This is a genomic window from Mycobacteriales bacterium, assembly GCA_035995165.1.
GTDB lineage: Bacteria > Actinomycetota > Actinomycetes > Mycobacteriales > CADCTP01 > CADCTP01.
The window spans coordinates 1-20257 of sequence record DASYKU010000023.1 but is presented as its reverse complement, the minus strand read 5'-3'; the positions used below and the strand labels follow the sequence as shown (position 1 = coordinate 20257).

General features: G+C 75.1%; 17 protein-coding genes. 16 read left to right on the top strand and 1 reads right to left on the bottom strand.

All coding sequences use genetic code 11. The features are described from left to right. The 16 genes from VGP36_04045 to VGP36_03970 form a co-directional block, all read left to right on the top strand. A partial coding sequence (locus VGP36_04045) for a penicillin-binding protein 2 (GenBank protein ID HEV7653896.1) occupies nt 1-2144 on the top strand: 2144 nt, incomplete at its 5' end. 11 nt (nt 2145-2155) lie between these two features. Next, nucleotides 2156-3667: a UDP-N-acetylmuramoyl-L-alanyl-D-glutamate--2,6-diaminopimelate ligase gene (locus VGP36_04040; protein ID HEV7653895.1), complete on the top strand. Its 1512-nt coding sequence runs from the start codon at nt 2156-2158 to the stop codon at nt 3665-3667. Further along, a complete protein-coding gene (gene murF, locus VGP36_04035; protein HEV7653894.1) occupies nt 3664-5031 on the top strand; it encodes a UDP-N-acetylmuramoyl-tripeptide--D-alanyl-D-alanine ligase in 1368 nt (455 codons plus the stop codon). The genes VGP36_04040 and murF overlap by 4 nt, the downstream gene beginning before the upstream one ends. Continuing rightward, nucleotides 5028-6101, top strand: a complete 1074-nt coding sequence (gene mraY, locus VGP36_04030; protein HEV7653893.1) for a phospho-N-acetylmuramoyl-pentapeptide-transferase — start codon at nt 5028-5030, stop codon at nt 6099-6101. The genes murF and mraY overlap by 4 nt, the downstream gene beginning before the upstream one ends. 99 nt (nt 6102-6200) lie before the next feature. Next, entirely contained in the window at nt 6201-7544 is a 1344-nt protein-coding gene (gene murD / locus VGP36_04025; protein ID HEV7653892.1) for a UDP-N-acetylmuramoyl-L-alanine--D-glutamate ligase, read from the top strand. Beyond that, entirely contained in the window at nt 7541-8923 is a 1383-nt protein-coding gene (gene ftsW, locus VGP36_04020; GenBank protein HEV7653891.1) for a putative lipid II flippase FtsW, read from the top strand. The genes murD and ftsW overlap by 4 nt, the downstream gene beginning before the upstream one ends. Further along, nucleotides 8920-10131 carry an undecaprenyldiphospho-muramoylpentapeptide beta-N-acetylglucosaminyltransferase gene (gene murG / locus VGP36_04015; protein ID HEV7653890.1) on the top strand — a complete coding sequence of 404 codons (1212 nt, stop codon included), beginning with the start codon at nt 8920-8922 and terminating at the stop codon, nt 10129-10131. The genes ftsW and murG overlap by 4 nt, the downstream gene beginning before the upstream one ends. After that, entirely contained in the window at nt 10128-11528 is a 1401-nt protein-coding gene (gene murC, locus VGP36_04010; GenBank protein ID HEV7653889.1) for a UDP-N-acetylmuramate--L-alanine ligase, read from the top strand. Before murG ends, murC begins: the two co-directional genes overlap by 4 nt. A gap of 243 nt (nt 11529-11771) precedes the next feature. Beyond that, nucleotides 11772-12494 carry an FtsQ-type POTRA domain-containing protein gene (locus VGP36_04005; protein HEV7653888.1) on the top strand — a complete coding sequence of 241 codons (723 nt, stop codon included), beginning with the start codon at nt 11772-11774 and terminating at the stop codon, nt 12492-12494. A gap of 377 nt (nt 12495-12871) precedes the next feature. Further along, complete coding sequence (gene ftsZ / locus VGP36_04000; GenBank protein HEV7653887.1) at nt 12872-14056, top strand: cell division protein FtsZ; 1185 nt, start codon at nt 12872-12874, stop codon at nt 14054-14056. Further along, nucleotides 14053-14757 carry a peptidoglycan editing factor PgeF gene (pgeF, locus tag VGP36_03995; GenBank protein HEV7653886.1) on the top strand — a complete coding sequence of 235 codons (705 nt, stop codon included), beginning with the start codon at nt 14053-14055 and terminating at the stop codon, nt 14755-14757. Before ftsZ ends, pgeF begins: the two co-directional genes overlap by 4 nt. Nucleotides 14758-14934: 177 nt before the next feature. Next, nucleotides 14935-15636: a YggS family pyridoxal phosphate-dependent enzyme gene (locus tag VGP36_03990; protein HEV7653885.1), complete on the top strand. Its 702-nt coding sequence runs from the start codon at nt 14935-14937 to the stop codon at nt 15634-15636. A gap of 66 nt (nt 15637-15702) precedes the next feature. Further along, complete coding sequence (gene sepF, locus VGP36_03985; protein ID HEV7653884.1) at nt 15703-16218, top strand: cell division protein SepF; 516 nt, start codon at nt 15703-15705, stop codon at nt 16216-16218. A 30-nt stretch (nt 16219-16248) separates the two neighbouring features. Continuing rightward, entirely contained in the window at nt 16249-16527 is a 279-nt protein-coding gene (locus tag VGP36_03980; protein HEV7653883.1) for a YggT family protein, read from the top strand. A 59-nt stretch (nt 16528-16586) separates the two neighbouring features. After that, entirely contained in the window at nt 16587-17357 is a 771-nt protein-coding gene (locus tag VGP36_03975) for a DivIVA domain-containing protein (protein ID HEV7653882.1), read from the top strand. A gap of 75 nt (nt 17358-17432) precedes the next feature. Next, nucleotides 17433-18353 carry a hypothetical protein gene (locus VGP36_03970; GenBank protein ID HEV7653881.1) on the top strand — a complete coding sequence of 307 codons (921 nt, stop codon included), beginning with the start codon at nt 17433-17435 and terminating at the stop codon, nt 18351-18353. A 52-nt stretch (nt 18354-18405) separates the two neighbouring features. Here the strand turns inward: VGP36_03970 and VGP36_03965 are convergent. Beyond that, nucleotides 18406-20257: class I tRNA ligase family protein (locus tag VGP36_03965; protein ID HEV7653880.1), on the bottom strand; the 1852-nt coding region annotated here is incomplete at its 5' end.

The following is a 20257-nucleotide window of genomic DNA, read 5'->3' as shown; positions in this document are numbered from 1 at the left end:
GCGCCACCAGTACCGCCCGCGCCACCAGTACCACCCGCGCCACCAGTACCCCCCGCGCCACCAGTACCGCCCGCGCCACCGGCGCCGGCCGGACGACCACCGCAGGCCGGGGAACCGGGTCCGGCCGCAGCACGACCCGCGACACGGGCCGGACCCGCGACACCGGCGCCAGCCGCGACACCGGCGCCACCCGCGCCACCCGCGACACGGGCACCGGCGCGGGCGCCGCCCGGACGACCGCAGGCCGGGGAACCGGCACGAGCAGCACGCGCAGCGACGGCACCCGTACGACGCGGACCCGCACCGGCGCCCGTCCCGGCACCACCGCGCGGACCCGCGCCACCACGAGCCGGCCCCGCCCCCCGAGGTCGACCCGCGGCGGCGGCCGCCCCCCGCGCCGCCCGGCCCGCTCCCGCCTGCTGCGCCTCGGCGACCCCGGCCGCCGCCTCGGCGTCGGCTTCGCCGCGGTCTGCACGCTGCTGGTGATCCTGGGCGGCCGGCTGGTCCAGCTCCAGGGCTTCGACGGCGACCACCTGGCCGCGCGGACGCAGAAGCAGCTGCTCTACCCGACGACGATCCCGGCGACCCGGGGCGAGATCGTGGACCGCGACGGCCAGCCGCTGGCGTACAGCGTGGCGTCCCGGACGATCTTCGCCGACCCGACCGAGGTGACCGACCCGCAGGGGACGGCGACCGCGCTGGCCGGCCCGCTCAAGCAGTCGGCGGCCGTGCTGCTGCCCAAGCTGACCAAGGCCAGGACCCGGTACGTGCCGCTGCTGAAGGACGTCACGCCCGCCGAGGCGGCCACCATCATCGCGCTGAACCTCAAGGGCATCGGCGCCGACGACTCGACCCAGCGGCTGTACCCCGGCGGCGACCTGGCCTCGGCCGTGGTCGGCTACACCAACGACGACGGCGGGCTGGCCGGGATCGAGTCGAAGTACAACGGCGCGCTGCGCGGCACCGACGGCCGGATCGAGGTCGAGCGGGGCAGCAACGGCCTGCAGATCCCGGGCGGGCTGCGGCAGGAGACCGACGCGGTGCCGGGCTCGACCGTCCAGCTCACCCTGGACCAGGACCTGCAGTACCAGCTCCAGCAGGGGCTGGCCAAGGCCGTCGCCACGGCCAAGGCGAGCAGCGGGCAGGCGGTGATCCTGGACGCGCACACCGGTGAGGTGCTGGCGATGGCCAGCGCCCCGACGTACAACTCGCAGACGCCGGCGAAGACGCCGAAGGTGGCCGGCACGAACCCGGCCGTGGCCGCGCCGGTCGAGCCGGGCTCGGCCAACAAGGTCGTCACGTTCTCGGCCGCGGTCGAGCACGACAAGCTCACCCCGACCACGCCGCTGCTGGTCCCGGACTCCATCAAGATCGCCGACCGCTACGTCCACGACGCCTGGTCGCACGCCCCGATGCGGTGGACCGCGACCGGCGTGCTGGCCAAGTCCAGCAACGTCGGCACCCTGATGATCGCCAACGACCTGGTCGGGCCGGCCCAGTTCTACGACACCGAACGCAAGTTCGGCATCGGCACCAGGACCGGCATCGAGCTGCCGGGGGAGAGCGCCGGCATCCTGCCGGCGCCGGACACCTGGTCGGGCAGCACGTTCGGCAACCTGCCGATCGGTCAGGGCCTGTCGATGACGCCGCTGCAGCTGGCGGGGATGTACCAGACGATCGCCAACGACGGGGTCCGGGTGCAGCCGCGGATCGTGAGGTCGGTCATCGGCCCGGACGGCACCAGCACGCCGACGACGCCGGCCCGGCGGACCACGGTCATCTCCCCGAACGCGGCCAAGACCGTACGGAGCATGCTGGAGGCGGTGGTCGCGAAGGGCGGCACCGCGCCGAAGGCGGCGATCGACAACTACCGCGTCGCGGGCAAGACCGGCACCGCGCAGCGGCCCAACCCGGCCTGCAAGTGCTACTCGGGCGGCGGCTACTGGGCGACCTTCGCCGGGATAGCCCCCGCGGACAAGCCGGAGCTGGTCATGTCCGTGGTGATCACCGAGCCGCCGGGCGGCGGCGAGGGCGGGTCCGTCGCGGCTCCGCTCTTCCACGACGTCATGTCGTACGCGTTGACGGCCCGCAAGGTCCCGCCGACCGGCACGCCCGTCCCGACCCTGAAGCTCACAGTCGACTAGGGTTGCGCCCCGTGTCCGGGACCTCGCCGCCGCGGCCGATCCGGCCCCAGCCGCACCGGTTGGCCGAGCTCGCGACCGCGCTCGGCCTACCGATTCCGGTCCGTGACGCCGTGGTCACGGGGGTCACCCACGACTCCTCGGCGGTGCGGCCCGGTGACCTGCTCGCGGCCCTGCCCGGTTCCCGTACGCACGGGGCCCGGTTCGCGGCCGCCGCGGCCGCCGCCGGCGCGGCCGCGATCTTCACCGACCCGGCCGGCGCGGACCTCGCGGCCGGCACCGGGCTGCCGCTGCTGGTCGCCGACCGGCCCCGGGCCCTGCTCGGCGCGCTGTCGGCGGCCGTGTACGGGGACCCGACCGCCGGGATGCTCGTCATCGGGGTGACCGGGACCAACGGCAAGACCACCACGGCGTACCTGCTGGAGGAGGGGCTGGTCGCCGGCGGGCACACCACCGGGCTGGTCGGCACGATCGAGACCCGGGTGGCGGGGACCGCGGTGCCGAGCACCCGGACCACGCCGGAGGCGACCGACCTGCAGGCGACGTTCGCGGTGATGGCGGAGCGCGGGGTGACCGCGGTCGCGATCGAGGTCTCCAGCCACGCGCTGGCCCTCGGCCGGGTCGACGGCACCCGGTTCACCGCCGGCGCGTTCACCAACCTGTCCCAGGACCACCTCGACTTCCACAAGTCGATGGAGGACTACTTCGCGGCCAAGGCGATGCTCTTCGACGGGCGCTGCGCGTACGAGATCGTCACCGTCGACGACCCGTACGGGCAGCGGCTGGTCAAGCCGGGCACGGTCACGGTGTCGGCCGCCGCGAACCAGGCGGCCTGGCAGGCGGCGGACATCCGGCCCGACCCGTCCGGTTCGACCGCGTTCCGGGTGCACGGGCCCGGGGTCGACCTGCCGGCCTCGGTCCGGATGCCGGGCAGCTTCAACGTGGCGAACGGGATCCTGGCGATCGCGACGCTGGCCACCGTGGGCGTACCGGCGGCGGTCGCGGCCCGCGGGGTGGCCGCCCGGGGCGTGCCGGGACGGCTGGAGCGGGTCGACCTCGGCCAGGGGTACGTCGCGGTGGTCGACTACGCGCACACCCCGGTCGCGGTCGAGCGGCTGCTCGCCGCGCTGCGGCCGGACGTACGCGGCCGGCTGATCCTGGTGCTGGGCGCCGGCGGCGACCGGGACCGGGACAAGCGCCCGCTGATGGGCGCGGCCGGTGCGGCCGGCTCGGACCTGCTGCTGGTCACCGACGACAACCCGCGCTCGGAGGACCCGGCCGCGATCCGGGCGGCCGTCCTGGCCGGGGCCCGGACGGTCGCCGGCGCGGCCGAGGTCGTCGAGGTGCCGGACCGGCGGGCCGCGGTGGCCGAGGCGGTCCGGCGGGCCCGGCCGGGCGACGCCGTCGTGGTGGCCGGCAAGGGTCACGAGCAGGGGCAGGAGATCGCCGGCGTGGTGCACCCGTTCGATGACCGGGCCGTGTTGCGGGCCGCGCTGGAGGAACTGACCGGGAGCGTCGGCCGGTGATCCCTCTGAGCCTGGCCGAGATCGCGGCCGTGGTCGGCGGTGTGCTCGCCGACGCGCCCGACCCGTCCGTGCTGATCACCGGCGACGTGGAGCTGGACTCGCGCCGGATCGGGCCCGGCGGCCTGTTCGTGGCGTTGCCCGGCGCCCGGGTCGACGGACACGACCATGCGCCCGCGGCGGTGGCGGCGGGCGCGGCCGGGGTGCTGGCCGCGCGGCCGGTCGGCACGCCTGCGGTGGTGGTGCCGGACGTGCAGGAGGCGCTGGCCGCGCTGGCGCACGGCGTGCTGGAGCGGCTGCCGGAGATCACCGTGGTCGGCGTGACCGGGTCGAGTGGGAAGACCTCGACCAAGGACCTGCTGGCCCAGCTGCTGGCCGGGCTGGGGCCGACGGTGGCGCCGCCGGGATCGTTCAACAACGAGATCGGCCACCCGTACACGGTGCTGCGGTCCACGGCGGAGACCCGCTACCTGGTGCTGGAGAAGTCCTCCCGCGGGATCGGGCACATCGCCTGGCTGACCCGCATCGCCCGGCCCCGCATCGGCGTCGTGCTCAACGTGGGCAGCGCCCACCTGGGCGAGTTCGGCAGCCGGGAGAACGTCGCGCGGGCCAAGGGTGAGCTGGTCGAGGCGCTGCCGGCCGAGGGGCTGGCCGTGCTCAACGCCGACGACCCGCTGGTGCTGGCGATGGCGTCGCGGACCGCGGCCCGGGTGGTCACGGTCGGCGAGTCGGCCGACGCCGACGTCCGGGCCACCGGGATCACGCTGGACCCGCTCGGCACCCCGTCGTACACGCTGGTGTACAGGGGTGTCTCGGTGCCGGTCACGCTGGCCGTACACGGCGTCCACCAGGTCGGCAACTCGCTCAGCGCGGCCGCGGTCGCGCTGGAGCTGGGGATGGCGCCGGACGCGATCGCGGCGGCGCTGGGTGCGGCCAGGGCGTTGTCGCGGTGGCGGATGGAGGTCACCGAGCGGGCCGACGGGGTGCTGGTGGTCAACGACGCGTACAACGCCAACCCGGAGTCGATGGCCGCCGCGCTGCGGGCGCTGACCACGATGGCGCGCGGCCGGCGGTCCTGGGCCGTGCTCGGCGCGATGGGCGAGCTGGGGGAGACCGCGGACGACGCGCACCGGCGGATCGGGGCGCTGACGGCCGAGCTGGGCGTCGACCGGGTCGTGGTCGTCGGGCCCGGCGCGCAACCGTTGCATGATGCCGCGCGTGACATCTCCGTGCACGTACCTGACGCGGCCGCGGCGATCACGCTGCTGGAGAAGGAACTGGAGCCGGAGGATGTGGTGCTGGTGAAGGCCAGTCGCGCGGCCGGCCTGGAACGGGTCGCGCTGGCCCTGGCGGAGGCCGCCCGGTGAGGTCGGTCCTGGTCGCCGCGCTGGTCTCGCTGCTGGTCTCCATCCTCTGCACCCCGATCGCCATCCGGATCTTCCGCCGGGAGGGCTTCGGCCAGGCGATCCGGGACGACGGGCCGCAGTCGCACATGGCCAAGCGGGGCACGCCCACGATGGGCGGCACGGTGATCATCGTCGCCACCCTGGTCGGCTACTTCGCCGCCCACCTGCTGTCCTCGGGCAGCGGCCCGAGCGCGACCGGCCTGCTGCTGCTCTACCTGTTCACCGGCATGGGCGTGGTCGGCTTCCTGGACGACTTCATCAAGATCCGCAAGCAGCGCAGCCTCGGCCTGTCCGCCCGGACCAAGCTCGTCGGCCAGCTCGTGATCGGCATCTCCTTCGCCGTGCTGGCCCTGCGGTTCAAGGACAAGTCCGGGCTCACGCCGGCCTCGGTGCACCTGTCCTACGTCCGGGACATCCCGGAGATCAGCTTCGGCGCGATCTTCTTCGTCGTCTTCGCGTACATCGTGATCAGCGGTACGTCGAACGGGGTCAACCTCACCGACGGCCTGGACGGGCTGGCCGCGGGCAGCACCGCGATGGTGTTCGGGGCGTACACGGCGATCTCCTTCTACCAGTTCCGCAACGCCTGCGAGACGCTGCAGCGGGCCGGCTGCTACGAGGCCCGGGACCCGCTGGACACCGCCCTGATCGCGGCCTCGGCGATGGCGGCCTGCTTCGGCTTCCTGTGGTGGAACGCGGCCCCGGCCCGGATCTTCATGGGCGACACCGGCTCGCTGGCGCTGGGCGGGCTGGTCGCCGGCATCGCGATCGTGTCCCGGACCGAGCTGCTGCTGATCGTGCTCGGCGGGCTGTTCGTGGTCGAGACGCTGTCGGTGATGCTGCAGGTCGCGGTGTTCAAGACACGCCGGAAACGGTTGTTCAAGATGGCGCCGTTCCACCACCACTTCGAGCTGGCCGGGTGGGCGGAGACGACGGTGATCGTCCGGTTCTGGATCATCGCCGGGTTGGCGGTCGCCTTCGGCCTCGGCCTCTTCTACGCCGAGTTCATCTCCTACGGGCTGCCCGGGTGAGCTCTCTCGGCCCGCCCACCCACCCCGCGCAGGAGGGCACCCCCTGCGCCCCCGCGTCGCGCACCTGCCCGGCGCGGCCGGTCGCGCCGGAGGCGGCTGGTGGCTGACTGGGCCGGGCGGCGGATCGTCGTGGCCGGCGCCGGCGCTTCGGGGGAGGCGGCGGCGCGGGCCCTGCTGGAGCTGGGCGTGCACGTCACCGTCGTCGACCGGGCGGCATCGGCCCGCACCGAGGCGCTGGCCGCCGCCGGGGCGACGATCGTGCTGGGCGCGGACGCCGCGCCGGCGGGCACCGACCTGGTGGTCACCTCGCCGGGGTGGCGGCCGGACTCGCCGCTGCTGAGCGCGGCGGCCGGGGTCGAGGTCATCGGCGAGGTCGAGCTGGCCTGGCGGCTGCGCGGCCCGGCCCCCTGGCTGGCGCTCACCGGCACCAACGGCAAGACCACCACCGTACGGATGCTGGCCGCGATGCTCGCCGCCGCCGGCGAGCGCGCCGTGGCCACCGGCAACGTCGGCCTGCCCGTGGTCGACGCCGTGCGGGCCGACCCCCCGTACGACGTGCTCGCGGTCGAGCTGTCCAGCTTCCAGCTCCACTCCGCCCCGAGCGTCCGTCCCGCCGCGGCCGCGCTGCTCAACCTGGCCCCGGACCACCTGGACTGGCACGGCGGCTTCGAGCCGTACGCGGCGGACAAGGAGCGGATCTGGGCCGGCCCGGAGACAGTGGCGATCGGCAACGCCGACGACCCCGAGGTGGCGAAGCGGCTGACCCGGGCGCCCGGCCGGCAGTTGTCCTTCACGCTGGGCGAGCCCGGACCGGACCAGCTCGGCGTGGTCGGCGGGCTGCTGGTCGACCGCGCGTTCGGCGGCGGGTCGCTGGCCGCCGCCGCGGACGTCCGCCCGGCCGGCCCGCACAACGTCGCCAACGCGCTCGCCGCGGCCGCGCTGGCCCGCGCCCACGGCGTCCCCCCGGCGGCGGTTTCCCAGGGTCTGGCCGCGTTCGTGCCCGACCGGCACCGCAACGAGCGGGTCGCCGAGATCGCCGGGGTCGCGTACGTCGACGACAGCAAGGCGACCAACCCGCACGCCGCCGCCGCCTCCCTGACCTCGTACGACCCGGTCGTCTGGATCGCGGGCGGGCTGCTCAAGGGCGCGCCGGTGGACGAGCTGGTCGCCGCGGTCGTCGATCGGCTGGCCGGCGTGGTGCTGCTGGGCGCGGACCGGGCCGTGATCGCCGCCGCGATCGCGCGACACGCCCCCAACCTCCCCGTCGAGACCGTGTCGAGGACCGACGATGGTGCGATGTCCGAGGTCGTGCGCGCCGCCGCGGGTCTGGCGCGCGCCGGCGACACGGTGCTGCTGGCGCCGGCCGCCGCCTCGATGGACATGTTCCGGGACTACGGCGCGCGCGGTGACGCGTTCGGCGCGGCGGTCCGGGCGCTGTCGTGACGGCCACCGCGGAGGCGCCGGCGGAGCCGGACGATGAGCCGGTCGCCTCGTTCCTGGACCGGCCGCTGACCTCGCTGCACCTGATCCTGGTCAGCACCGGCCTGCTGCTCGGGCTCGGCCTGGTGATGGTCCTCTCGGCGTCGATGGTGAAGTCGTACCAGGAGACCGGGAGTGCCTACTCGGTCTTCACCGGGCAGGCGGTCTGGGTCGCGCTGGCCGTGCCGGCGTTCTGGCTCGGGGTGCGGTTCACGCCGCGGATGTACCGGCGGCTGGCGTACCCGGGCCTGCTGGTGTCGCTGGTGCTGCTGGCCGCGGTGCTGGTGCCGGGGGTCGGGCTGAACCTCAACGGCGCCCAGCGCTGGCTGGACGTCGGCCCGCTGCAGATGCAGCCGGCCGAGCTGGCCAAGCTCGCGCTCGCCCTGTGGGGCGCGGACCTGCTGGTCCGCAAGCAGCGGCTGCTCGGGCAGGCCCGGCACCTGGTGATGCCGCTGGTGCCGGTCGCGGCGCTGATGGCGGCGTTCGTCGTGCTGGAGCCGGACCTGGGCACCTCGATGTGCTTCGCGATGGTCCTGTTCGGTCTGCTGTGGACGGTCGGGGCGCCGGGCCGGATCTTCGGCGCGCTGCTCGGGCTGGCCGGGGTCGTGGTGGCCGGGCTGGCCGTGATGGAGCCCTACCGGTTCGCCCGGGTCACCCACTTCCTGGACCCGTCCGCGGACCCGACCGGGGCCGGGTTCCAGCCGCTGCTGGGCCTCTCGTCGCTCTCGTCCGGCGGCTGGTTCGGGGTCGGGCTGGGGCAGGGCCGGGCCAAGTGGCTGAACCTGCCCGAGGCCCACACCGACTACATCTTCGCCGTCATCGGCGAGGAGCTCGGTCTCGTCGGCGGCCTGATCGTGCTGCTGCTGTACGCCACGCTGGCGTACGCGGGACTGCGGATCGCGCGGCGGACCGCGGACCCGTTCGCCCGGCTCGCGGCCGCCGGCGTGACCGTCTGGATCGTCGGGCAGGCCGTGCTCAACATCGGCTACGTCAGCGGGCTGCTGCCGGTCACCGGCGTACCGCTGCCGCTGATCTCGGCCGGCGGTACGTCCCTGCTGGTCACCGTCTTCGCGCTCGGCATGCTCGCCTCCTTCGCCCGGCACGAGCCGGACGCGGTCGCGCAGCTGGGCACGCGCGGCCGGGTGGCGAAGCTGCTGGGGTTGCCGGCGCCCCGGCTGCCGCGGGAGCGCCCGCGCCGCCGAACGTCGCCGGCTCGGGGGCGTGGAGTCGACCGAACGGGTGACCGGGGCGGGAGGCGGGTGAGCGTGCCGCCGCCGCGGACGGCAGGATCGGCCCGACCGTCCCGCCAGACCAGCCCGCGCCGGGAGGCCCGCCGCCGATGACTCGCCCTGTCTCCGTCGTGCTCGCCGGCGGTGGCTCGGCCGGGCACGTCTCGCCGCTGCTGGCCACCGCGGACGCGCTCGGCCGGCTCGCCCCCGGCACCGTCGTCACCGCCCTCGGCACCGCCCGCGGACTGGAGGCCAGCCTGGTGCCGGCCCGCGGCTACCCGCTGGAGCTGGTGCCGCGGGTCCGGGTGCCGCGCAAGCCCAGCGGCGAGTGGCTGTCGCTGCCGACCAAGCTGCGCTCGGCCGTGAGGGCCGCGGGCGAGGTGCTGGACAGGGTCGGGGCAGACGTCGTGGTCGGCTTCGGCGGCTACGTCTCGGCCCCGGCGTACCTGGCGGCCAAGCGCCGCGGCATCCCGATCGTCGTGCACGAGGCCAACCCGCGGGCCGGGCTGGCCAACCGCCTCGGCGCCCGGTACGCGGCCCGCGTCGTCACCGCCACCGACGGCGTCGCCGGCCTGAAGGACACGGTCACGCTGGGCCTGCCGATGCGGGCCGAGATCGCGACCCTGGACCGGGTCGCCCGCCGCGGCGAGGGCCGGGAGGCCTTCGGGCTGCGGGCCGACCTGCCGACGCTGCTGGTCACCGGCGGCTCCCAGGGCGCGCGCACGCTGAACACCGCCGCGATCGGGGCCGCCGGCGCGCTGGCCCGGGCCGGCATCCAGGTGCTGCACGCGGCCGGGCCCCGCAACGAGGTGCCGGCGCCGACCGTCGCCCCGGACGACCCGCCGTACGTGCTGGTGCCGTACCTGGACCGGATGGAGCTGGCCTACGCGGCCGCCGACCTGGTGCTGTGCCGGTCCGGGGCGAACACCTGCGCCGAGCTGACCGCGGTCGGGCTGCCGGCCGCGTACGTGCCGCTGCCGCACGGCAACGGCGAACAGCGGCTGCTGGCCGAGCCGGTGGTCGCCGCCGGCGGCGGGCTGCTGGTCACCGACGCGCAGTGCACGCCGGAGTGGGTGGCCGCGACGCTGCCGCCGGTGCTGGGCGACCCCGGGCGGCTGGAGGCGATGGCGGAGGCGGCCGCGTCGCTGGGTCACCGGGACGCCGACCTCGCGCTGGCCCGGACCGTCCTGGACGTGGCGGCGGCCGGGCCCCGCTCCTCCGAGGCGGGGCCGGATTCTTCCGAGGCGGGGCCGGATTCCTCCGGGGCGGGGCCGGGTTCCTCGGCGGGGTCGGGTTCCTCCGGGGCGGGGCCGGGCCGATGAACCGGACCGCGGGGGCAGAGCTCGGCCGGGTGCACTTCGTCGGCATCGGCGGCGCCGGGATGAGCGGCATCGCCCGGATCCTGCTCGCCCGGGGCGTCCCGGTCTCGGGCAGCGACGCGCGCGAGTCGGCGACGTCACAGGCGTTGCGGGACGCCGGCGCGACCGTCCACATCGGACACGACGCGGCCAACGTGACCGGCGTGGACACCGTGGTCGTCTCGACCGCGATCCGGGACGCCAACCCCGAGGTCGTGGAGGCGCACAAGCGCGGGCTGATCGTGCTGCGCCGGGCCGCCGCGCTGGCCGCGGTGATGGCCGGCCGGCGCGGGATCGCGATCGCCGGCACCCACGGCAAGACCTCGACGACCTCGATGCTGGTCACCGCGGCCCAGGCCTGCGGCGCCGACCCGGCGTACGCGATCGGCGGCGACCTGGCGGGCTCGGGCGTCAACGCCGCCGACGGCACCGGCGACCTGTTCGTCGCCGAGGCCGACGAGAGCGACGGCTCGTTCCTGCTGCTCTCGCCGTACGCGGCGGTGGTCACCAACGTCGAGGCCGACCATCTCGACCAGCACGGCACGGCCGAGCAGGTCGCGATCGTGTTCGAGCAGTTCGCCCGCCGGATCGACCCGGACGGGTTCCTGGTCTCCTGCGCCGACGACCCCGGCGCCGGCCGGACCGCCGCCGCGGCCGCCGACGCCGGCCTGCGCGTCCGGTCGTACGGGCTGGAGGCGGGGGACCTGCGGCTGGAGGACCTGGCCGAGGACGCCACCGGCACGACCTGGCGCCCGGTGCTGGACGGCAAGCCGCTGGACGTCGAGCCCGTCCGGGTCCCGGTCCCGGGCCGGCACATGGCCCTGAACTCGGCCGCCGCGCTGCTGACCGGCCTCGAGCTCGGCCTGCCCGCGGCCGGCCTGGTCGAGGGCCTCGGCCGGTACGCGGGGGTCCGCCGCCGCTTCGAGCTGCGCGGCTCGGCCGCCGGCGTGACCGTCTACGACGACTACGCCCACCATCCGACCGAGGTCGCCGCCCAGCTGCGGGCGGCCCGGACGGTCGCCGGTCCGGGCCGGGTGCTGGTCGCCTTCCAGCCGCACCTGTTCAGCCGGACCGTCGCATTCGCGGCCGACTTCGCCGCCGCCCTGGGGCTGGCCGACGAGGTCGTCGTCCTGGACGTGTACGCGGCCCGCGAGGACCCGGTCCCGGGCGTCACCGGCGCGCTCATCGCCGACGCGGTGCCGCTGCCGGCCGGGCAGGTCGTGTTCGCGCCGGACCGCTCGACCGTCGCGGCCGAGCTCGCCGCCCGGGCCCGCCCGGGCGACCTCGTCATCACGATGGGCGCCGGCGACGTGACCGCGCTCGGCCCCGACATCCTCACCGCCCTGACGGCCCGGCCGTGAACCCGGCCACCGACGGCCCGCGGAGCCGCCCGTGAGCCCGGCCCCGCCGGCCGCCCACGGCCCGGCGGCCGGCGATCCGGCCGCCGGCGATCCGGCCGGACGGTCCGCCGTCCCGGCTACGGCGGGGCGGTCCGCCGTCCCGGCCACGGCGGGGCGGTCCGCCGTCCCGGCCACGGCCGGGCGATCCGCCGTCCCGGTCACGGCCGGGCGGTCCGCCGTCCCGGCCACGGCGGGGGGCCGCGAGTGAGCCCGCCGACGCGGGTCGCGCCGACGGTCGCGGCGAGCGCGCCGCCGCGCCGGCCGGTCTCGACCCGGACCAAGCTCCTGCTCGCCCTGCTGGTGTTGCTGGCGCTGGTCGGCGGCGCGGTCTACTTGGCCGGCTACACCGGCGTGCTCGGGGTCAAGAACGTCGCGATCACCGGCACCCGGACGCTGTCGGCCGAGCAGGTCCGGTCCGCGGCCGCGGTGCCGGACGGGCAGCCGCTGCTCCGGGTCGACACCGGGGGAGTGGCCGCCCGGATCCGGACGCTGCCCGGGGTCGAGCGGGTCGCGGTGACCCGGTCCTGGCCCGGCACGGTCCGGATCACCGTCACCGAGCGTCGCGGCGTCGCCCTGGTCAGCCGGGACGGCGCGCTCTGGCTGGTCGACCCCGAGGGCGTGGTCTTCCAGCGCCTGTCGACCCACCCGAAGCTGCCGATCCTGACAATGGACGTCGGCCCGGACAGCCAGACCGCGGCCGCCGCCCTGGCCGCCGTCACCGCGCTGTCGCCGGCGCTGCTGAGCCAGGTCGGCGAGGTCACCGCGCCGACCCCGGAGCAGGTCACGCTGGTGCTCACCGGCCGGCGCACGGTGCTCTGGGGCGGCGCCGAGGACTCGGCCGCGAAGGCGACCGTGCTGGCCGCGCTGCTGAGCCGGCCCGGGTCGCACTACGACGTGAGCACGCCGTCGGTGGTCACCGTCCGCTGAGCGCGCTCAGCCGGTGACCGTGACCCGCTTGGTGTCCACGCCGACGCGCGAGCCGTCCTTCTCCGAGACCTCGTACGCGGCGACCATGTATCCGCGGCGCCGAGCGCTCCGGCGTCGCCGGCCCGCCGATCCACCCCGGTCCGCCGGCCGAGCCCCATTGCTGTCTCCGTTCAGCGAGGACAGGCCTCAGATTCGTCACCGTACGTGACAACTCACGGATTGCGACGACACGCCGCGCAGGTAGTGGACCCTCCGCGAGCCGCTGCTTACTGTCGCCCGCAGCGGGAGAGGTTGACATAACATTAACCGTCGACCTGAGGGTGAGACCTGGCACGACTGGTAAACCCGACGACTTTCACCGAGGGAAGGCACTGTCGATGACACCACCGCACAACTACCTGGCGGTCATCAAGGTCGTCGGCATCGGCGGCGGTGGCGTCAACGCCGTCAACCGGATGATCGAGGTCGGCCTCAAGGGCGTCGAGTTCATCGCGATCAACACCGACGCGCAGGCGCTGCTGATGAGCGACGCCGACGTCAAGCTCGACGTCGGCCGGGAGCTCACCCGGGGCCTCGGCGCCGGCGCCGTGCCGGACGTCGGCCGCAAGGCCGCCGAGGACCACCGCGAGGAGATCGAGGAGGTCCTCAAGGGGGCCGACATGGTCTTCGTCACCGCGGGCGAGGGCGGCGGTACCGGCACCGGCGGCGCGCCGGTGGTGGCCAGCATCGCCCGCAAGCTCGGCGCGCTCACCATCGGCGTGGTCACCCGGCCGTTCACCTTCGAGGGCCGCAAGCGGGCCGGCCAGGCCGAGCTGGGCATCGAGCAGCTCCGCAACGAGTGCGACACGCTGATAGTGATTCCGAACGACCGACTGCTGCAGATCAGCGACCGCGGCGTCAGCGTGATGGACGCGTTCAAGAGCGCCGACCAGGTGCTGCTGTCCGGCGTCCAGGGCATCACCGACCTCATCACCACCCCGGGCCTGATCAACCTCGACTTCGCCGACGTGAAGTCGGTGATGAGCGGGGCCGGTTCGGCGCTGATGGGCATCGGGTCGGCCCGCGGCGACAACCGGGCGATCTCCGCGGCCGAGCTGGCCATCGCGTCGCCGCTGCTGGAGGCCTCGATGGAGGGCGCCCACGGCGTGCTGCTGTCCATCTCCGGCGGCTCCGACCTCGGCATCTTCGAGATCAACGAGGCCGCCTCGATGGTGGCCGAGTCGGCCCATGCCGAGGCCAACATCATCTTCGGCGCGATCATCGACGACGCGCTCGGCGACGAGGTCCGGGTGACCGTGATCGCGGCCGGGTTCGACGGCGGCTCGCCCAAGCACAAGCCGGTCGAGCCCCAGCGCAAGGAGACGCCGCCGGCGCCGCCGAACCCGCAGCCGCTGTCCTCGACCACCCCCACCGTCACCTCGCGGTACGGGCCGCCGGCGACCTCGGGCCTGCGCGGCGGCAGCGCCGGCAGCTCCGGCTCCGGCGGGTCCAGCGGCGGGCACGTGCGGCGGCCGGTCGAGCTGGACGAGGAGCTCGACGTGCCCGACTTCCTCAAGGGGTGACCGTCCGCCGGATCGTCACCTCCCGCTCCGGCGGGGTGTCCACCGGTCCGTACGCGTCGTTCAACCTGGGTGCGCACGTCGGCGACGACCCGGCCGCGGTCACCGCGAACCGGGGCCGGCTGGCGGCGGCGGCCGGGCTCGCCCCGGACCACGTGATCTGGATGGAGCAGATCCACGGCGCGACCGTGCAGGTCGTCGACGGGCCCCGGGCCGAGCCGGTGGAGGCGACCGACGGGCTGGTCACGGCCACGCCCGGGATCGCGGTCGCGGTGCTGGTCGCCGACTGCGTCCCGATCCTGCTCGCGGACGCGGAGCACGGTGTCGTCGCCGCGGTGCACGCGGGCCGGGTCGGGGCCGCGGCCGGGGTGGTGCCGCGGGCGGTCGAGGCGTTCCGGTCCGCCGGCGGCGACCCGGCGACCGGCGACGTACTGCTCGGGCCGTCGGTCTGCGGCGCCTGCTACGAGGTGCCGGCCGACATGCAGGCCGCGGTCGAGTCCCGGCTGCCCGGCAGCGCGGTCCGGACCCGGAAGGGGACGCCCGGGCTCGACCTGCGGGCCGGGCTGGCCCGGCAGCTCGACGGGCTCGGCTTCGGCAAGGTCGTCACCGACCCGCGCTGCACGGCCGAGGACCCGGAGCTCTACAGCCACCGTCGCGACGGCGTCACCGGCCGCCAGGCCGCCGTCGCCTGGCTCGAACCCTGACCCGCCCCGGGCCGGCAGCGCCGCCGCGCCCAGCCGCCCCGGCCGGCCCATCCGTCGCTGGCCGCCCGGGCGCTCGGACCGCCGGCCGCGGCTTGAGCTGGCCGCGAGCCGAGTTCTCGCCGCCCGCGGCCCGAGCTGGTCACCGCGCGCGGCGGGCCGGGCTGGGATGATCCGGGGGTGAGTGGGGATGCGCGGACCGAGGAGATCGCCGCCAACCTGGCCGAGGTGCGGGGCCGGATCGAGCGGGCGGCGAAGGACGCCGGGCGGGACCCGGCCGAGCTGACCCTCGTCGGCGTGACCAAGACGTTCCCGGTGGCGGACGCCCGGCGGCTGGTCGAGCTGGGCGTGACCGAGCTGGGGGAGGCCCGCGACCAGGAGGCCCGGGGCAAGGCTGCCGAGCTGCCCGGCGCCCGCTGGCACTTCGTCGGCCGGCTGCAGCGCAACAAGGCCGGCTCCGTCGCCGCGTACGCGGCCGTGGTCCAGTCCCTGGACCGGCCCGAGCTGGTCCGCGCGCTGGCCAACGGCGTCCGCCGGGCCGGGCGTGCGTCCCTCGACGTGCTGGTCCAGGTGAGCCTGGACGGCGACCCGGACCGCGGCGGCACGCCGGTCGACGAGGTGGCCGCGCTCGCGGACGAGGCCGCGGCGACCGGCCTGCTGCGCCCGGCCGGGGTGATGGCGGTCGCGCCGATGGGCGCCGACCCGGACGCGGCGTTCGCGACGCTGGCCGAGGTGGCGCAGCGGCTGCGGGCCGCGCATCCGGACGCCGGGGTGATCTCGGCCGGCATGAGCGCCGACCTCGAGGCCGCGGTCAGACACGGCGCGACACACCTTCGGATCGGTACGGCGTTGCTCGGCGGTCGGCCGCCTGTTCGGAGGTAGTGTCGGCCCGCGCCCGAGGTCCGAACTGCCCGTGCGCAGCTGGTTCCGGCGAGGAGGAGGGTCCTGGTGGCGGGTGCCATGCGCAAGATGGGGGTCTACCTCGGTCTCGTCGAGGACGACGACCGTCACGACGCGGCCGACTACGAGGAGTACGACGAGTACGCGGAGGCCGAGGTGGTCCCGGTCCGCCGGGTCGCGGCCGGCCGCGGCTGGGAGGACGCCGAGCCGACGAGGAGCGTCGTGGCCACGCAGGAGACGTACCACCGGGAGCCCGCGTACCGGGAGCCGCTGGACGAGCCGGCCAGCTACCGCATCACCACGCTGCACCCGCGGACGTACAACGAGGCCCGCACGATCGGGGAGCACTTCCGCGAGGGCGTTCCGGTGATCATCAACCTCACCGATCTGGACGACACGGACGCCAAGCGTCTCGTCGACTTCGCCGCGGGGCTGATCTTCGGGCTGCGCGGTAGCATCGAGCGGGTGACGAACAAGGTGTTCCTGCTCTCTCCGCAGAACATCCACGTCACCGCGGAAGACAAGGCCCGCATCGCCGAGGGCGGGTTCTTCAACCAGAGCTGACACAGGAGATCGGTGGCCGTAGTCCTTGAGGTGGCGTCGTTCGTCCTCCTCGTCTTCTTCATCCTGCTCATCGCCCGGCTGGTGTTCGACTACGTGATGATGTTCGCCCGGTCATGGCGGCCATCCGGCGTAGCGGCGGTTGGGCTGGAGGTTGTCTACTCGGTCACCGATCCGCCCCTGAAGGCCCTGCGGCGCGTCATCCCGCCGCTGCGTCTGGGAAACTTCAGCATCGACCTGGGCTTCATGGTCCTGCTGTTCGTGGTGTACGTGCTGATGAACGTTGTCAACGCGGCCAACCCGAACCGGTAGCGTCTGACTCTGACCGAGGCCGTAGTCTGACCTGTGTCCCGTCGACCCGAGGTGATCCGATGCCCCTGACTCCAGCTGACGTGCACAACGTCGCGTTCAAGAAACCGCCGATAGGGAAGCGCGGTTACGACGAAGACGAGGTGGACGCCTTCCTCGACCTGATCGAGGCCGAGCTGGCCCGGCTCATCGAGGAGAACAACGACCTCAAGCAGCAGGCCGACGACATGGCCCGCTCGGGTCCGATCCAGCAGGGCGGACCACAGCAGCAGCTGCGTCAGCCGCCCCCGCCGGTGCCCGAGCCGATGGCGATGACGCCGCCCGCCCCGCAGCAGGCGCCGCGCATCGACGAGAACAGCCAGGTCGTCAAGGTGCTCGCGATGGCCCAGGAGACGGCCGAGAAGTACGTCTCCGACGCCAAGGCCGAGGCGGACCGGATGATGGGCGACGCCCGCTCCACCGCCGACCGCATGGTCGGCGAGGCCCGCAGCAAGGCGGACTCGATGGTCGGCGAGGCGCGCACGCAGGCCGCGTCGGTCGAGCGTGACGCCCGGGGCAAGGCGACCTCGCTGGTGCAGGACGCCGAGCGCAAGCACAACGAGATCATCGGTGGGCTGGAGGAGCGCAAGGGCACCCTCGAGAAGCGGATCGAGGAGCTGCGCACCTTCGAGCGGGAATACCGCACGCGCCTGAAGTCCTACCTGGAGTCGCAGCTGCGCGACCTGGACGGCCGTGGTTCGGCCGAGCCGGCCGCCGTCGCCGCGGCCGCGGGAGCGGGCTATGCCGGTGCCTACGGTGGGCGGGGCGAGGGCGACGGTCGCGGCGGCAACTGACGCCCGCGCCGACATCCTCACCCGGTTCCCCGCCCGGTTCGAGCCGGGCCCCGGGTGCACCCCCGGGGACCGCTCGTGATCCTGCTCAGCCTCGCGCTGATCGTCGCCTCCGCGGTGGCGCTGGCGTGGGGACTGTTCGCCGCCAACGACCCGCTCGTGTGGGTGTCGCTGGCCGCCGGCCTCGGCGCGGTCGCGCTGATCGCCGGTTCTGTCGTACGGCACCGCCGGCGTCCCGTGGCCGACGGCGTCCCGGACGCCGGTCCTGCCATCGCCGGCCCCGCATCGGTCGGTTCAGCGTCAGCCGGGGTGGACCCGGCGCCTTCCCCGACGCCGTACCGGCCCGCGCCCGCTCCGCCGGCTGGTCCCGTGTCCCCGCCCGGGACCTGGGCGGGGGCGCAGACGTGGCCCTGGGCGACGACCCCACCGGGTCAGTCGCCCGACGCCGACCAGCGTCCCGGCTGGACCGGACCCGTCCCGGCTGTTTCCCCGCCGGGCCAGGCTGCCTTTCCGCCCGATCCGGCTGTCTCCGCGCCGGACGCGGCTGTCTCCCCGCCGGCTCCGGGCGCGGCGCGGCCGGAGCCGCCTGCGGTCGACGCGTCGTCGGCCTGGGGGGATCCGACGGCGGCGCCGCCGGCCGAGCGCACCGACCCGGCCGCCCCGCCTGCCGTCGAGCCGGCCGACACGCCGGTCGACACGCCGGAGGGTGAGCCGGGGATCGAGCGGATCCCGGTCCGGGACGCGCTGCGGGTGGCCCAGCTTCCCGACGAGGTGGTCGTCGTCGACGGCCGCCCGCGCTATCACCTGAGCGACTGCCCGACGCTGGCGGACGCGCAGCCGGTCCCGCTCGCGGTCTCCGTCGCCCGCCGCGGCGGGTTCACCCCGTGCGCCGTCTGCCGGCCGGACGCGACCCTGCTGGCCCGCTCCCGCGCCCGGGTGACCCAGCCGTCCGACCAGGACGGCGCCGAACGGGCCAGCGACGGACGTCAGCAACTTTAGCTCTCGGTAGTCATCCGAGAGCAGCCGGCGTACCAGCGCTGAGCCGGTCGGCTCAAGCCTTGGCGAGGGTGAACTCCAGGCCGAGCTCGTCGTCCCGCCGGCCGTCGGTCACCGCGCCCTCCGCGAACGAGACCGCGAGCACCTCGCCGGCCACGGCCGCCGCGTGCTCGCGCACCGCCTCGGCCACCTCCGGCGCCGACGCCGACCAGGTCAGCGTGATCCGGTCGGTCACCTCGAGCCCGCTGGCCTTGCGGGCGTCCTGGACCAGCCGGACCACCTCGCGGGCGATCCCGGCCCGGCGCAGCTGCGGCGTGACGGCGAGGTCCAGCGCGACGGTCTCGCCGCCGTCCGCGGCCACCGCCCAGCCCGTCCGCGGCGTCTCGGTCACCACCAGGTCGTCCGCGCCGAGCTGCACCGGGGCGCCGTCGACCTCGATCGTGGCCGCCCCGGACCGCACCGCGGCCGCGAGCGCCGCCGGATCGGCCGCCGCCACCGCGGCCGCGACCGCCTTCGTGCCGGCGCCGAACCGCTTGCCCAGCGCCCGGAAGTTCGGCTTCACGCTGACGTCGACCAGCTCGCCGCCGACCCCGCCGAGCCCCTCCACCGACTGCACGTTCAGCTCCTCGGCGACCTGCGCGCGCAGCTCCGCCGGCAGCGTCGCCCAGCCGGGCGCGCCGACCAGCGCGCGGCCCAGCGGCTGCCGGGTGCGCACCTTCGACGCGGTCCGGGCCGAGCGGCCCAACTCGACCAGCCGCCGCACCAGCGCGACCTGCGACGCCAGCTCCGCGTCCTGCAGGGACCCGTCGACGCGGGGCCAGTCGCGCAGGTGCACCGAGTCCGGCAGGTCCGGCCAGACCGAGGTGACCAGCGCCCGGTGCACCGCCTCGGTCACGAACGGCGTGAACGGTGCCAGCAGCCGGGTCAGCACCTCCAGGCACTCGTGCAGGGTCGCCAGCGCGGCCGGGTCGCCGTCCCAGAACCGCCGCCGGGAGCGCCGCACGTACCAGTTGGACAGGTCGTCGATGAACGCGGCCAGCCGCTTGCCGGCCCGCGCGGTGTCGAAGCCCTCCATCGCGGCGTCGACCTCGGCCACGGTGCGGTGCAGCTCGGACAGCGCCCAGCGGTCCAGCAGTGGCCGGTCGGCGACGTCGGCGACCGGCGTGCCCGGCTCCCATCCGGCGGCCCCCGCGTACAGGGTGAGGAACGAGGCGGTGTTCCAGTACGTCAGCAGCACCTTGCGGACGATCTCCTCGAGCACCGTGTGCCCGACCCGCCGGGCCGACCAGGGCGAGCCGCTGCAGAGCATGAACCAGCGCAGCGCGTCCGCCCCGTGCCGGTCCATCAGCGGCACCGGCTCCAGGATGTTGCCGAGGTGCTTGCTCATCTTGCGGCCGTCGTCGGCGAGGATGTGCCCGAGGCACAGCACGGTCTCGTACGACGACCGTCCGAACACGACGGTGCCGACCGCCATCAGCGAGTAGAACCAGCCGCGGGTCTGGTCGATCGCCTCGCAGATGTACTGCGCCGGGTACGTCGCCTCGAACTCGGCCTGGTTGTGCAGCGGCGCGCCCCACTGCGCGAACGGCATCGAACCCGAGTCCCACCACGCGTCGATCACCTGCGGCACCCGGCGCGCCTGCTCGCCGCAGGACGGGCAGGCGATCGTCACGTCGTCCACGAACGGCCGGTGCGGGTCCAAAGTGGACAGATCCTGGCCGGCCAGGGAACCCAGCTCCGCCAGGGATCCCACGCAGGTGTCGTGCTTGTCCGGACAGCGCCAGATCGGCAGCGGGGTGCCCCAGTAGCGGTCCCGGGACAGCGCCCAGTCCACGTTGTTGTTCAGCCAGTCGCCGTACCGGCCGTGCTTGACGTTCTCCGGGTGCCAGGTGGTCTTCTCGTTCTCG

Coding starts and splice junctions, on each gene's coding strand:
- murG (HEV7653890.1), top strand. CDS start 8,920: ATGACTCGCCCTGTCTCCGTCGTGCTCGCCGGCGGTGGCTCGGCCGGG.
- murC (HEV7653889.1), top strand. CDS start 10,128: ATGAACCGGACCGCGGGGGCAGAGCTCGGCCGGGTGCACTTCGTCGGC.
- ftsZ (HEV7653887.1), top strand. CDS start 12,872: ATGACACCACCGCACAACTACCTGGCGGTCATCAAGGTCGTCGGCATC.
- VGP36_03975 (HEV7653882.1), top strand. CDS start 16,587: ATGCCCCTGACTCCAGCTGACGTGCACAACGTCGCGTTCAAGAAACCG.